The sequence below is a fragment of the Brevundimonas sp. UBA7507 genome, assembly GCF_002478355.1.
GTDB lineage: Bacteria > Pseudomonadota > Alphaproteobacteria > Caulobacterales > Caulobacteraceae > Brevundimonas > Brevundimonas diminuta_D.
The window spans coordinates 38,650-50,809 of record NZ_DLNP01000008.1; the positions used below are offsets into that span (position 1 = coordinate 38,650).

Genomic DNA, 12,160 nt, shown 5'->3' on the forward strand with positions numbered 1-12,160 from the left:
GGCCATTCCGCCCCCATGAACATTCTGCTCGTCGGATCGGGAGGGCGCGAACACGCCCTGGCCTGGAAGATCGCCCAGTCGCCGCTGGTGACGCGGCTCGTCGTCGCGCCCGGCAATCCGGGCATGGCCAAGCTGGGCGAGATGCGCCCTGACCTGAAGGCGACCGACGCCGAGGGCCTGGCGGCTCTGGCGCGCGAGATGAAGGCCGACCTGGTCGTCGTCGGCCCGGAATCGGCCCTGGCCGAGGGGCTGGCCGACCGGCTGAACGCGGCGGGCATCCCCTGCTTCGGCCCGACGCAGGCGGCGGCGCAGCTGGAGACGTCCAAGGCCTTCTCCAAGGCCTTCCTGCAGCGTCACGGCGTCCCGACGGCGGGCTATGGCGTCTATGAGGACGTCGCCTCGGCCAAGGCGGCGCTGGACCAGTATTCGGCCCCCTATGTCATCAAGGCCGACGGTCTGGCGGCGGGCAAGGGCGTGGCCATCAGCCCCGATCGCGCCGACGCTGAGGCCGAGATCGAGCGGATGCTGGGCGGCCGGTTCGGCGCGGCCGGATCGCGCGTCGTGATCGAGGAATTCATGGACGGGGAGGAGGGCTCCCTCTTCGCCCTGTCCGACGGAACGCGGGCCGTGCTGTTCGGTGGCGCCCAGGACCACAAGCGCGCCTTTGACGGCGATCTGGGTCCGAACACCGGCGGCATGGGCGCCTATTCGCCCGCGCCCGTCTTCACGGCGGCTTTCACCCAGGCGGCGAACGACCGCGTGGTCGTTCCGACCATTCAGAAGATGGCCGAAGAAGGCGCCCCCTATCGCGGCGTCCTCTATGTCGGGCTGATGGCGACGGCCGAAGGCCCCAAGGTGGTCGAGTTCAACGCCCGCTTCGGCGACCCCGAATGTCAGGTGCTGATGATGCGGCTGGACGGCGACGTCGTGCCGCTGCTGCTGGCCTGCGCGCGCGGCGACCTGACCCAGGCGCCGGCGCCGGCCTTCAAGCCGGGCGTGGTGATCTGCGTGGTGCTGGCGGCCAAGGGCTATCCCGACAGTCCGCTGGAAGGCTCAGTCATTCGCGGCGCGGACCAGGACTTCGGCCCCCACGTCCAGGTCTTCCACGCGGGGACCAAGCTGCGCGACGACGGCGCCCTGGCGGCGGCGGGCGGCCGGGTGCTGAACGTCTGCGCCTATGGCGACGACGTGGCTCAGGCGCGCGAGCGCGCCTATGAGGCCATCGCCAAGATCGACTGGCCGGGCGGTTTCCACCGCACCGACATCGGCTGGCGGGCGCTGGAGCCGCGCTAAGCGGCTCCGCCGTGCTTTAGGTCATGGCGAACAACAGCCGGCCTTCGCCCATGCGTTCGCGCAAGGGGACAAGGTCGGCGTGGGACACCGAGAAGCAGCCGTAGGACCGGCCCAGCTTGCCCTGGCGCGCCAGGAAGGCCGGATCGGCGTAGTCGGCGCCGTGGATGATGATGGCCCGTTCGCGCGCCAGGTTGTTGGAATACTCCAGCCCGTCCAGCAGGACGTTCGGCCCCTGCTGGCTGCCCCAGCTGGCGCCCGCCGTGGCGTAGGCGCCGATGGACGACATATGGCTGTCCGGGCGGTTCGAGAACTGCTGCGCATAGCCTGAATGCGCCGGGTCCGAGCCGCGCCCGTGGCTGGTGCGATAGGCCGTGACCCAGCCGCCTTCCAGATCGACCTCGTAGAAACGGTCCTCGCCCGAGAACTTCTGGAAATCGACCAGATACATCCGGTCGCGCTTCGAAATCTTGTGGCCGTGCACGTCCATGGCGGCGCGGGCGCGCCCGATCAGATCCTTGCGGACGACGCCGTGGGGATCGATCGTCGTTCCAGCCTCCGCGACCTGGACATGAGCCGCCGTCGCCCGCTCAGGCAGGGTCGGAAGCGTAGGCGCGACGGCTCCGGCGAGCTGAAGGCTGGTGGTGGAGGCGGCGGAGGAACACCCCGCCAACAGGGCCGAACCGCCCAGGATCAAGCCACGTCTGGAAAGCCGCATGCGACGCCCCTCGCACGTTAAACAACTGTATCGGCTTGTTTCATGAACCGTCCGTGCAAGGCAACCTTGGCCTTGGCGCAAAGATTGGAACGGTTATGTTGCCCGCCTCAGTAACGGGAGGGATAAATGAAAAAGCTTGCCCTGATTGTGACCGCGGCCGTTCTGGCCGCGACCGGCGCCGAAGCGCGCCAAACCCCGGCGCCGGCGGCGGTTTCGGCCGAACAGCCGACGAAGTTCGTTCAAGTGGGGCGGCTTTTGGCCGATCCGGCCAGCGGCCGGGTGCTGCGCGATAAAACTCTCGTGATCAGAGGGAACCAGATCGTCGAGATCCGCGACGGCTTCGTCGGCGAGGGCGACGTGGTCGACCTGCGCTCGGCCTTCGTCCTGCCGGGGCTGATCGACAGCCACGTCCACCTGACCTTCGAATCGAACCCGAATTCGCGTCTCGACGGACTGACGCAATCCAACGCGGCCCAGGCGATGGTCGGCGCGCGGTATGCGCGGCGCACGCTCAATGCGGGCTTCACCACGGTGGCCGACCTGGGGGCGACGAACGAATCCATCTTCGCCCTGCGCGACGCCATCCGCAGCGGCGACGTGCCCGGACCGCGCATCATCGCCGCCGGCTCGGCCGTTTCGGTCCACGGGGGCCACGGCGACGTCAACGGCTACCGCGACGACATCCTGCACCTGATGTCGCCCGAGAGCATCTGTTCGGGTCCGGAAGACTGCCGCCGCGCTGTCCGTATGCAGGTGCGCGCGGGCGCCGACATCATCAAGATCACGGCCACGGGCGGCGTGCTGTCCAATACGGCGGCGGGTCTGGCGCAACAGTTCACCGAGGACGAACTGGCCTCCATCGTCGAGGTCGCCCACCGCATGGGCCGTCAGGTCACCGCCCACGCCCATGGCGGCGACGGCATCAACGCCTTCCTGAAGGCGGGCGGCGACTCGATCGAGCACGGCACCTATCTGGACGATGAATCCATGCGCCAGTTCAAGGCGAACGGCGCCTGGCTGGTGCCGACGCTGATGGCGGGCGACTTCGTGGCCCGCGTGGCCTCCAGCCCGGACAACTTCTTTACTCCGGCCCAGACGGCCAAGGCGCTGGAAGCCGGACCCAAGATGCTGGACATGGCCGCGCGCGCGCATCGCGGCGGGGTCAAGATCGCCTTCGGCACCGACTCGGGCGTCTCGGCCCACGGCGACAACGCTCAGGAGTTCGCCCTGCTGGTCCGCGCCGGTCTGACGCCGCTTCAGGCGATCCAGTCCGCCACGGTCGGCGCCGCCGAGCACCTGCGCATCTCCAACGAAGCCGGTCGTCTGGCGCCGGGCATGCCCGCCGATCTGATCGCCGTGGGCGGCGACCCGTTAACGGACGTCACCGAACTGGAGCGCGTGCGCTTCGTGATGAAGGGCGGCCAGGTCTTCAGGGCTGACTGATCCGATCGCCTAGGAAGAGGCCGCCGCTCAGCCCTTATCGCGGGCGGCGGCCTTGGCGGCGCGCTCGGCCTGGCCGCGCCAGCCGTAGCCGTCGCCATGCTTGCCGACGCTGACGAAGGTAGCTTCTTCCGCCTTGTGGAAATACTGCTCGGACACCATCCAGCCCTTGAAGGGGCGCAGCACCGACAGGCACATGGCGGCCAAGATCGGGAAGGTCACGACGAAGTGGACCCAGATCGGCGGGTGCACGGTGAACTCGAAGATCATGAAGGCGACCATGCCGACGACGCCGACCGCGCACATGACGAAGAAGGCCGGGCCGTCCGCCGGATCGGCGAAGCTGTAATCCAGACCGCATTCCGGGCAGGATTCGCGCAGCTGCAGATAGCCCTTGAACACCGGACCTTCGCCGCATCGCGGGCAGCGGCCGCGCACGCCGGTCTTGAGCGGGCTGATCGGGGGATAGGCGAAATCTGACACGAGTTTGTTCCTAGAAGAACGACGCTCATGCTGTCGGCCGTTCGCGGTCAGGACGCAAGCGGGTGTTTTGTCCTATCCGCATGGGAAGGTTTGCATTCCTCGCGTTTTAAGCCCCGTTAACCGCGATTAAAGCCCTTCGCGCGAGCATGCGCGCGATATGTCCGGGGCCCCCGCCAAGAAGCGCGTTCTGCAGACGACCGTGGCGGCCGCCGCGGCGGGCGTCGTCGTCTTCGCGCCCCTGGCTCCGGCGCCGTCCCTCGCGCAGGCGGGCGCGCCGGTTGAAATCCGCATCGGCGCCAACGCCGGCTTCACCAAGATCGAGTTCGCCGGGGTCGTGGGATCGCGCGCGCGGGTGCGCCAGGACCGCCGCACCGTCGTGGTCCGCATCGGCACGACCGCCGCCCCCGACGTCAGCCGCCTGCGCGTCGATCCGCCCAAGGGGCTGGAGAAGGTCGAGACCCGCGCCGCCCAGGGGGCGACCGAACTGGTGCTGACCCTGGCCGAGGGCGCGGGCGCCACCAGCGGGACCGCCGACGGGGCCGTCTGGCTGAACCTCTATGCGCCGGGCGCGCGGGCGGGCGGCTCGCGACCCTCGCCTGTGCCGATCGGCGGGGCGGTGCCGGTGGCGGCCGAGGTCAAGGGCCAGCAGACGGTGATGCGCTTCGCCTGGAACGGCCCGGTCGGCGCCGCCGTCTTCCGGCGCGGTGAGGCGGTCTGGGCCGTCTTCGACCACGCCGCCCGCATGGAGATGAAGGGCGAGGGGCTAAACGGCGCCCGCTGGGCCGCCGGACCCGACTTCACCGCCGTCCGCATTCCGGTCGAGCCGGGCCAGGCGGTGGCCGCCCGCGCCGAAGGCTCCACCTGGGTCGTGACCATCGGCGGAACCGCGCCTTCGCCCAGCGGCGTGGACATCGAGCGCGACGATGCGGTCAAGGCGTCGCTGACCGCCCGCATGGCCGGGGCGACTCGCACCGTCTGGCTGACCGATCCGATGATCGGCGACCGCTTTGCCGCCGTCACCGCCCTTGCGCCCGGCAAGGGGCTGAAGACCGGGCGGCGCACGGTGGACGCAGGCTTCCTGCCTACCGCCCACGGCCTGGCGATCGAGACGCCGACCGATGATCTGAGCGTCACCGCCGACGGCGATCTGGTGACGGTGACGCGTCCGCGCGGCCTGACCCTGTCCTCGCCCACGGCCGGGCTGGAGGCGGCGACCGAAGGCGGCGACGCGCCGCGGGCCGCGTCGCGCCCGGCCCTGATCCTGGCCGACTGGTCCGCCGATGCGGGCGAGGGCGGCTTCACCGCCCGCCACCGCGCCCTTCAGGACGCCGCAGAGCGCGAGAGCGGCCGCGCCGTCGACGATCCGCGCGCCCCGATCGAGGCGAGGCTGGCCTACGCCCGCTTCCTGGTCGGGCACGGTCTGGGGTTCGAGGCGGTCGGAGTGCTGAACGCCCTGATCAAGCAGACGCCCGCCATGCAGGGCGTGGCCGAGGTGCGCGGCCTGCGCGGCGCCGCCCGCGCCTCCATCGGCCGTTTCGCCGAGGCCGAGGCCGACTTCTCGTCCGGCGCCCTGGCCGGGGATCCCTCGACCAAGGTGTGGCAGGGCTATATCGCCGCCCAGCAGGGCGACTGGGCCAACGCCCGGCGGCTGTTTGCGGCCGGCGCGGGCGTGGTCGACGGCTTCGCCCCTGAATGGCGCGCCCGCTTCGGCGCCGCCCACGCCATGGCGGCGGTCGAGACCGGCGACGCCGACGCCGCGCGCGAACTGTTGGCCTATGTCTTCAGCCAACCGAACGTCTCGGCCCCCGACCAACTGACCGCCCGCCTGGTGCAGGCCCGGCTGTTCGAATTGGATCAGAATCCCGACCGCGCCCTGGCGATCTACAAGGCGGTGGCGCGCGCCCCGCTGGACGGCATCGCCACGCCCGCGCGTCTGGGCGTCATCAAGCTGGAGATGGCCAAGGGGACGCTGAAGGCCGACGCCGCCGCCGCCCAACTGGAGGCGCTGAAATGGCGCTGGCGCGGTGACGCGACCGAGCTGGCGGTGATCCGCACCCTGGGCGAACTCTATCTGTCGCAGGGCCGCTATCGCGAGGCGCTGACCACGCTGAAGACGGCGGGGCCGAAGATTGTCACCCTGCCGGGCGGCGACCGGCTTCAGGCCGATCTCGACAACGCCTTCCGCGCCCTGTTCCTCGAAGGCGCGGCCGACGGTCTGCAGCCGGTGCAGGCGCTGGCCCTGTTCTTCGACTTCCGCGAACTGACGCCCGTCGGCGCCGACGGCGACGAGATGGTGCGGCGCCTGGCCCGACGCCTGATCGACGTGGACCTGCTGGATCAGGCGGTTGAGCTGCTGAAGTATCAGGCCGAGAACCGACTGGACGGGGTGGCCAAGGCCCAGGTCTCGACCAATCTGGCCGCCGTCTATCTGATGAACCGCCAGCCGGAAGAGGCGCTGAAGGCCCTGTGGTCGTCGCGAACGACCCTGCTGCCGACGGCGATGAACCTGGAGCGCCGCGCGCTGGAGGCTCGCGCCCTGATGGAGCTGGGCCGTTACGATCACGCGCTGGAGGTGCTGGGCAAGGACGCCTCGCCCGCCGCGCGCGACGTGCGCGCCGATATCCTGTGGAAGCAGCAGCAGTGGGGGGCGGCCGCCGCCCTCTATGAACAGCGCCTCGGCGATCGCTGGAAGGAGACGGCCGTGCCGCTCAGCGAGGTCGAGGAGACGCGCCTGATCCGTGCAGGCGCGGGCTATTCCCTGGCGCGCGACGCGGCCGCGCTGAACCGACTGTCGAAGAACTACGCCCGTTTCGCCGAAGGGGCGCGTTCGCCCGGCGCGATCCGGGTGGCGCTGGCGGGGCTGGACGGGGCCGACGGCTCGGGCCGCCCGCAGGACTTCGCCGCCCTCAGCGCCGGGGCCGACGCCTACGCCGGCTGGATCGCCCAGACCAAGGCCGAGTTCCGGGCCAAGAGCGGGGCCGCCCAATAAAAAACCCCCCTCCCGGCGGGAGAGGGGTCTTTTGCGTCTATCCCCGCAAGGAGGATGGAACGCGCCTGAAAGGCTTAGCCGTTGACGGCGTCCTTCAGCGGCTTCGACACGCGGAAGCGCACGGCCTTCGAGGCCGGGATCTTGATCGTGGCGCCGGTGGCCGGGTTGCGGCCTTCGCGCTCGGCGCGCTCGGCGGTGTCGAACACGCCCAGGTTCGAGATGCGGACGTCGCCGCCCGACTTCAGCGACTTGTGGATGTTTTCGACAATGGCGGTCAGCACCTTGCCGGCGTCAGCTTGCGAAACGCCCGCGTCCTTGGCGACGGCGGCGATCAGTTCAGCTTGAGTGGTCATGAGGGTATTTTCCCAATGGTGGTCGCCCGGAAAGAAGCGCCGGACGAGGACCGGGGGATCAACGACGGTTTTGGGGAGCTTGGCAAGCCCGCATCGGCGCGAAGGCCTTGCAGGCTGGGGATTTATCCCGCTCCGGAGGCTCTCTGGAAGCTCTCGACCAGGCTTCCGGCGACCAGTCGCCACCCGTCCACCAGCACGAAGAAGATCAGCTTGAAGGGCAGGCTGACCACCACCGGCGGCAGCATCATCATACCCATGGACATGAGCACGCTGGCGACCACCAGATCGATCACAAGGAACGGAACAAAAAGAAGAAATCCGATCGTGAAGGCGGTCTTCAACTCGCTGATCATGAAGGCTGGAGTGACCACCCGCAGGGGCAGATCCTGCATGTCGGCCGGGGCCTCTACACGCGACAGGCGAGTGAACAACGCCAGGTCGTCCGGCTTCACCTGGGCCAGCATGAAGGTTTTTACCGGTTCGGACGCCGCATCGAAGGCCTGAGGCAGCTCCATCTGCTGATCCATGAGGGGGCGGATGCCCGAATCATAGGCGTCCTGCCACGTCGGACCCATGACGATGGCGCTCAGAAACAGGGCCAGGGACACCAGGACGGCGTTCGGCGGCGACTGTTGCATCCCCAGCGCGGTGCGCAGCAGGGACAGCACCACGACGATTCGCACGAAGCTGGTGGTCATGATGACGATGGACGGCGCCAGCGACAGCACCGTCATCAGCCCGACCAGTTGCACCACGCGCTGCGTCAGGCCGGCGCCGCTGCCCAGGTCGATGTTGATGGCCGATCCGCCCTGCGCCGCCTCCTGCGCCAGGGCGCCCAGCGGCCAGATCAGGCACAGGGCGGTGGTGATCAGGGACAGCAGGGCCGCGCGCTTCAGCTCGTCGCGGCTCGGCATGCCGAACAGGGCGGGGCGCTTCACTTGACGCCTCCCGGCTGGCGGGGCTCGATCAGTTCGCGGCCTTCGCCCAGCAGGATCAGGCGTTCTTCGTCATCGACGCGGATCAGCACCAGGCGGCGCGACGGGTCCAGCACCAGGGTCTCGACCACTTTCATGCGCCGCACCTGGCTTTGCGGTCCCTGGAAGCGGGCCAGGATCTCGGGCGCATAGCGCCGCGCCGCCCAGGCGGCCAGGCCGATGATGCCCAGGGTGATGGCCAGGCCGAAGATCGCCCGGAACAGATCGAGGAAGTTCATGCGGATGCAGCCCCAGACGCATACGGCGGCGGCGCGCGGACGCGGCGCTTCGGGGGCATGTTTCAACGGACGTGGTTAACGGCGCGTTTAGGGATACGAGATATTAACCATGCAGGCGGCAAATTCTGCCGATCACCGTCCGAGGGATTCGCGTGTCCGTCACCGACCTGCCGCTGCTGAATCAGATCAAGGGCCGCCTGGGCTGGCTGGACGACCGCCAGCGGGTGATCGCCCAGAACGTCGCCAACTCCGACACCCCCGGTTATGTCGCGCGCGACCTGAAGACGCCGACCGACTTCGCCGAGGCGATGCGGACGGGCGGCGGCCTGCGCATGACGGCGACCAACGCCCGGCACATCTCGCCGCCCGGCCAGGCCGCGAGGTTCGAGGCGACCAAGGCCCCGGATTCCGAAACCACGCTGGACGGCAACTCGGTCGTGGTCGAGGAGCAGATGCTCAAGATGGCCGAGAGCCGCATGGCTTACGACGCCGCCATCGGCTTCTACCAGAAGTCGATGCAGATGATCCGCCTGGCGGCCAAGAAGCCCGCGGCCTGAGGGAGAGTGAGCCATGCCTGATCCGATCAACGGCCGTCCCGTCACTCCGCGCAACACCGCCATGGCCGTCGCCTCCAGCGCGCTGAAGGCGCAGCAGTCGCGGATGCGCATCATCGCCGAAAACATCGCCAACGCGGAATCCACGGCCAACGTCGCGGGCGGCCAGCCCTATCGCCGCCAGACCCCGGTGTTTCAGGCCCGCAACGTCGACGGCGCGACCGGCGTGGTTCTGGCCGAGGTGCGGCCGGACCAGAGCGACTTCCGCATGGACTACGACCCCTCGCACCCGGCGGCGAACGCGGAAGGCTATGTCCAGCGGCCCAACGTCGACACCCTGATCGAGGCGATGGACATGCGCGAGGCGCAGCGCGCCTATGAGGCCAACCTGAACGTCATCGAGACGGCGCGGAACATGGACTCCCGCACTCTCGACATTATCAAGAAGTAAGAGGGTCTAGGGCATGAACCCCATCATGGCCGCCCGCGCCTACGCCGCCGTTCAGGGCGGAGGCGGCGTCAATGTCGCCACCTCGGCCAATGCGGCTGCAAGCACCGGCCCGAACGCGGCCGGAGGCTTCGCCGACCTGTTGCAGAACGTCATGACCCAGACGACGCAACAGACCCGCGCCGCCGAGACGCAGATGGCCCAGTCGGTCCAGGGGCAGGGCAATCTGATCGACGTCGTCACGGCCATTTCCTCGGCCGAGGCCTCGCTGGAGACGGTCATGGCCGTGCGCGACCAGGTGATCTCCGCCTATCAGGAAATCATGCGGATGCCGATCTGACGGCGCTTTGCGGTCAGAACCCCAGCTCCGTCCTCAGCGCCTCGGGCGTCAGGCCGCCCTCCCTCAGTTCCGCCAGCGTGACCGAGCGATCGCGCTTGGCGTAGCGGCGGCCGTCGGGCCCGGCCAGCAGGCGGTGGTGGCGATAGACGGGCGCAGGCCAGTCCATCAGCGCCTGGATCAGCCGCTGGATATGCGTCGCCTCGAACAGATCCTGCCCCCGGATGACATGGCTGATCCCCTGCAGGGCGTCGTCGTGCGTCACGGCCAGATGATAGGCGGTCCCGGCGTCCTTGCGCGCCAGCACCACGTCGCCCGCCGTCTCGGGCCGCGCCTTGATCACGCCGGTCTCGCCATCGGGGCCTGAGCCTTCCTCGATGAAGCTGAGTGCGTCCCAGACCGCGCCGCCCAGCGCCGCCTTCGCCCGATCCAGCGACAGCCGCCAGGCGAAGGGACGTCCCTCGGCCAGCAACCGGGCTTCTTCTTCGGCCGGATGCGGACCGGGGCGCGCCGCCTCGGCGGGGCCGTGGGGGGCGCCGCCGATGGCGTCCAATATCTCCTTGCGGGTGCGGAAGCAGCGATAGAGCAGGCCGCGCCGGTCCAGCGCCTCGACCACGGCGGCGTAGTCGGCCAGGTGGTCGGACTGGCGCCGCACCGGCGTCCCCCAGTCCAACCCCAGCCAGGCCAGGTCTTCATAGATGCCCGCCTCGAACTCGGGCCTGCACCGCGTCGGGTCGATATCCTCGATCCGCAGGACAAAGCGCCCGCCGGCCTCCTTCGCCGCCAGCCACGCCGTCAGGGCCGAAAAGGCGTGCCCCTTGTGCAGGCGGCCGGTGGGGGAAGGGGCGAAGCGGGTGGTGAACATGGCGCCAGACTAGCGGTTTCCGGCCGCGGTCAGAACCGTGCGGCGAACGGCTCTTTTCGAGGGATGGCGCGCAGGCCTAGCATGGCGTCATGGCTCTTGCTCCGTCTCCCGCTTCCGTCGCAGCCGCCCGCGAGGCTCTGGCCGCCGCCGATCCGGCGCTGGCGCGCGCGCACGCCTCGACGCCTGTGTTCGAATGGCGGTTGCGGCCGGGCGGCTATGAGGGCCTGTTCCGCATGATCGTGGAGCAGCAGGTGTCGGTGGCGGCGGCGGCCTCGATCTGGAAGCGGGTGGTGGAGGGGCTGGACGGTCAGGTGACGCCCGAGGCCGTGCTGGCGCGCGATGTGGAGACGCTGCGCACCTTCGGCCTGTCGGGACAGAAGGCGAAATACGGCCATGAGATCGCCCGCGCCCATGCGGAGGGTCACATCGACTTCGATCATCTGGAGCGGCTGGACGACGCCGAGGCCATCGCCGCCCTGGTCGCCATCAAGGGCGTGGGCAAGTGGACGGCCGAGACCTTCCTGATGTTCTGCGAGGGGCGAGGGGACGTTTTTCCCGGCGGCGACGTGGCGCTTCAGGAAGCCATGCGTTGGGCCGACCGCGCCGAGGCCCGTCCGAACGAGAAACAGGCCTATGCCCGCGCCGAGATCTGGCGGCCGCATCGCGCGGTGGCGGCGCATTTGCTCTGGGGGTGGTATGGTGGCGTTCGGCGCGGCGAGATCGCGCTGGACGAAGGCCTCTAGCCTTCGGCATTGATGAAGGTTGGGGGCGACCCCGAAGACGGCGCCGCGCGGCGCCCTGGGGATGATGACGATGTTGGAGCCGATCGCGGGCGCAGACCTGGTTCGTCCGGCTGCGGTTCTGCCGTTGCTGGATTTCGCGGGCGTGGCCGTGTTCGCCGCCACCGGCGCGCTGGCCGCCGCGCGCGAGAAGCATGACGTCCTGACCTTCGCCTTCTTCGCCGCCGTGACCGGCATGGGCGGCGGCACCCTGCGCGACCTGCTGATCGGAGCGCCGGTCTTCTGGGTGCAGGACTGGCGCTATGTCGCCGTCTGCATGGTGGCGGCGGTCGGCTTCTGGATGCTGGGCGCGCGGTCGTGGCGTTTCCGCGCCCTGCTGTGGCTGGATGCGGTCGGGCTGGCGGCCTATGGCGTCATGGGGGCGGCCAAGGCGGCCTCCTATGGCGTGACGCCGCTGATCTGCATCGTCATGGGCGTGCTGACGGCCTGCTTCGGCGGCATTGTGCGCGACGTGCTGGCGCACCAGCCCTCCATCCTGCTGCGGCGCGAACTGAACATCACCGCCGCCCTGGTGTCGGCGGCCCTGTTCGTCGGACTGAAGGCCGTGAGCCTGCCCACATGGCCCGCCGTGGCGGTGGCCGTGGCGGCCGGGTTCGGCGTGCGCGCCGGCGCCCTGAAGTGGGGCTGGAGCCTGCCCGCCTTCCCGACCGCCGCATCGCGATATTGAATC

Annotated in this window: 14 protein-coding genes; 8 read left to right on the plus strand and 6 right to left on the minus strand. The window is 69.5% G+C overall.

Going from position 1 to position 12,160, the window contains the following annotated elements; genetic code table 11:
* The first annotated feature begins 15 nt into the window (after positions 1 to 15).
* Positions 16 to 1,293 (plus strand): phosphoribosylamine--glycine ligase, encoded by a 1,278-nt coding sequence (purD, locus tag B3D50_RS04890; protein WP_286949809.1) that lies wholly within the window; start codon positions 16 to 18, stop codon positions 1,291 to 1,293.
* 16 nt (positions 1,294 to 1,309) lie between these two features.
* Here the strand turns inward: purD and B3D50_RS04895 are convergent, their stop codons facing one another.
* A complete protein-coding gene (locus tag B3D50_RS04895) occupies positions 1,310 to 2,008 on the minus strand; it encodes a murein L,D-transpeptidase catalytic domain-containing protein (RefSeq protein ID WP_286949811.1) in 699 nt (232 codons plus the stop codon).
* Positions 2,009 to 2,134: 126 nt separating this feature from the next.
* Here B3D50_RS04895 and B3D50_RS04900 point away from each other — a divergent pair, with 126 nt between their 5' ends.
* The gene (locus B3D50_RS04900) at positions 2,135 to 3,451 is read left to right on the plus strand and encodes a metal-dependent hydrolase family protein (RefSeq protein ID WP_286949813.1); all 1,317 of its coding nucleotides are present in this window, start codon (positions 2,135 to 2,137) and stop codon (positions 3,449 to 3,451) included.
* Positions 3,452 to 3,478: 27 nt separating this feature from the next.
* On the opposite strand, the gene B3D50_RS04905 is transcribed toward B3D50_RS04900, so the two are convergent.
* Positions 3,479 to 3,850, minus strand: coding sequence for a DUF983 domain-containing protein (locus B3D50_RS04905; RefSeq protein WP_003165930.1), 372 nt, complete (start codon positions 3,848 to 3,850; stop codon positions 3,479 to 3,481).
* A gap of 238 nt (positions 3,851 to 4,088) precedes the next feature.
* Here B3D50_RS04905 and B3D50_RS04910 point away from each other — a divergent pair, with 238 nt between their 5' ends.
* Complete coding sequence (locus tag B3D50_RS04910) at positions 4,089 to 6,920, plus strand: tetratricopeptide repeat protein (protein ID WP_286949816.1); 2,832 nt, start codon at positions 4,089 to 4,091, stop codon at positions 6,918 to 6,920.
* Between the two features lie 74 nt (positions 6,921 to 6,994).
* On the opposite strand, the gene B3D50_RS04915 is transcribed toward B3D50_RS04910, so the two are convergent.
* The 3 genes from B3D50_RS04915 to B3D50_RS04925 form a co-directional block, all read right to left on the minus strand.
* Positions 6,995 to 7,273: an HU family DNA-binding protein gene (locus B3D50_RS04915; RefSeq protein ID WP_003165927.1), complete on the minus strand. Its 279-nt coding sequence runs from the start codon at positions 7,271 to 7,273 to the stop codon at positions 6,995 to 6,997.
* A 122-nt stretch (positions 7,274 to 7,395) separates the two neighbouring features.
* Positions 7,396 to 8,187 carry a flagellar type III secretion system pore protein FliP gene (fliP, locus tag B3D50_RS04920; RefSeq protein WP_286950000.1) on the minus strand — a complete coding sequence of 264 codons (792 nt, stop codon included), beginning with the start codon at positions 8,185 to 8,187 and terminating at the stop codon, positions 7,396 to 7,398.
* A gap of 20 nt (positions 8,188 to 8,207) precedes the next feature.
* Positions 8,208 to 8,486: a FliO/MopB family protein gene (locus B3D50_RS04925; protein ID WP_286950002.1), complete on the minus strand. Its 279-nt coding sequence runs from the start codon at positions 8,484 to 8,486 to the stop codon at positions 8,208 to 8,210.
* A gap of 152 nt (positions 8,487 to 8,638) precedes the next feature.
* Between B3D50_RS04925 and flgB the strand changes: the two genes are divergently transcribed.
* From flgB to fliE, 3 genes are read left to right on the plus strand one after another with little or no spacing between them, the layout of a single operon-like run.
* Positions 8,639 to 9,043: a flagellar basal body rod protein FlgB gene (flgB, locus tag B3D50_RS04930; protein ID WP_269299060.1), complete on the plus strand. Its 405-nt coding sequence runs from the start codon at positions 8,639 to 8,641 to the stop codon at positions 9,041 to 9,043.
* A 13-nt stretch (positions 9,044 to 9,056) separates the two neighbouring features.
* Positions 9,057 to 9,491: a flagellar basal body rod protein FlgC gene (flgC, locus tag B3D50_RS04935; RefSeq protein ID WP_286949818.1), complete on the plus strand. Its 435-nt coding sequence runs from the start codon at positions 9,057 to 9,059 to the stop codon at positions 9,489 to 9,491.
* 13 nt (positions 9,492 to 9,504) lie between these two features.
* On the plus strand, positions 9,505 to 9,828 hold the full coding sequence (fliE, locus tag B3D50_RS04940) for a flagellar hook-basal body complex protein FliE (protein WP_003165922.1): 324 nt from the start codon (positions 9,505 to 9,507) through the stop codon (positions 9,826 to 9,828).
* Positions 9,829 to 9,841: 13 nt separating this feature from the next.
* Here the strand turns inward: fliE and gluQRS are convergent, their stop codons facing one another.
* Positions 9,842 to 10,690 (minus strand): tRNA glutamyl-Q(34) synthetase GluQRS, encoded by an 849-nt coding sequence (gene gluQRS / locus B3D50_RS04945; protein WP_286949819.1) that lies wholly within the window; start codon positions 10,688 to 10,690, stop codon positions 9,842 to 9,844.
* Between the two features lie 89 nt (positions 10,691 to 10,779).
* Between gluQRS and B3D50_RS04950 the strand changes: the two genes are divergently transcribed.
* Together B3D50_RS04950 and B3D50_RS04955 are read left to right on the plus strand one after the other, a co-directional pair.
* Complete coding sequence (locus tag B3D50_RS04950) at positions 10,780 to 11,433, plus strand: DNA-3-methyladenine glycosylase family protein (RefSeq protein ID WP_003165918.1); 654 nt, start codon at positions 10,780 to 10,782, stop codon at positions 11,431 to 11,433.
* Positions 11,434 to 11,494: 61 nt separating this feature from the next.
* Positions 11,495 to 12,157, plus strand: coding sequence for a trimeric intracellular cation channel family protein (locus tag B3D50_RS04955; RefSeq protein WP_375854229.1), 663 nt, complete (start codon positions 11,495 to 11,497; stop codon positions 12,155 to 12,157).
* Positions 12,158 to 12,160: the final 3 nt, after the last annotated feature.

Excerpts from the sequence above, each read along its gene's own strand:
- gluQRS (WP_286949819.1), bottom strand. The coding sequence starts at position 10,690 with ATGTTCACCACCCGCTTCGCCCCTTCCCCCACCGGCCGCCTGCACAAG.
- B3D50_RS04925 (WP_286950002.1), bottom strand. The coding sequence starts at position 8,486 with ATGAACTTCCTCGATCTGTTCCGGGCGATCTTCGGCCTGGCCATCACC.
- purD (WP_286949809.1), top strand. The coding sequence starts at position 16 with ATGAACATTCTGCTCGTCGGATCGGGAGGGCGCGAACACGCCCTGGCC.
- fliP (WP_286950000.1), bottom strand. The coding sequence starts at position 8,187 with ATGCCGAGCCGCGACGAGCTGAAGCGCGCGGCCCTGCTGTCCCTGATC.
- B3D50_RS04910 (WP_286949816.1), top strand. The coding sequence starts at position 4,089 with ATGTCCGGGGCCCCCGCCAAGAAGCGCGTTCTGCAGACGACCGTGGCG.
- B3D50_RS04950 (WP_003165918.1), top strand. The coding sequence starts at position 10,780 with ATGGCTCTTGCTCCGTCTCCCGCTTCCGTCGCAGCCGCCCGCGAGGCT.
- fliE (WP_003165922.1), top strand. The coding sequence starts at position 9,505 with ATGAACCCCATCATGGCCGCCCGCGCCTACGCCGCCGTTCAGGGCGGA.
- B3D50_RS04915 (WP_003165927.1), bottom strand. The coding sequence starts at position 7,273 with ATGACCACTCAAGCTGAACTGATCGCCGCCGTCGCCAAGGACGCGGGC.
- flgC (WP_286949818.1), top strand. The coding sequence starts at position 9,057 with ATGCCTGATCCGATCAACGGCCGTCCCGTCACTCCGCGCAACACCGCC.
- B3D50_RS04955 (WP_375854229.1), top strand. The coding sequence starts at position 11,495 with ATGATGACGATGTTGGAGCCGATCGCGGGCGCAGACCTGGTTCGTCCG.
- B3D50_RS04895 (WP_286949811.1), bottom strand. The coding sequence starts at position 2,008 with ATGCGGCTTTCCAGACGTGGCTTGATCCTGGGCGGTTCGGCCCTGTTG.
- B3D50_RS04900 (WP_286949813.1), top strand. The coding sequence starts at position 2,135 with ATGAAAAAGCTTGCCCTGATTGTGACCGCGGCCGTTCTGGCCGCGACC.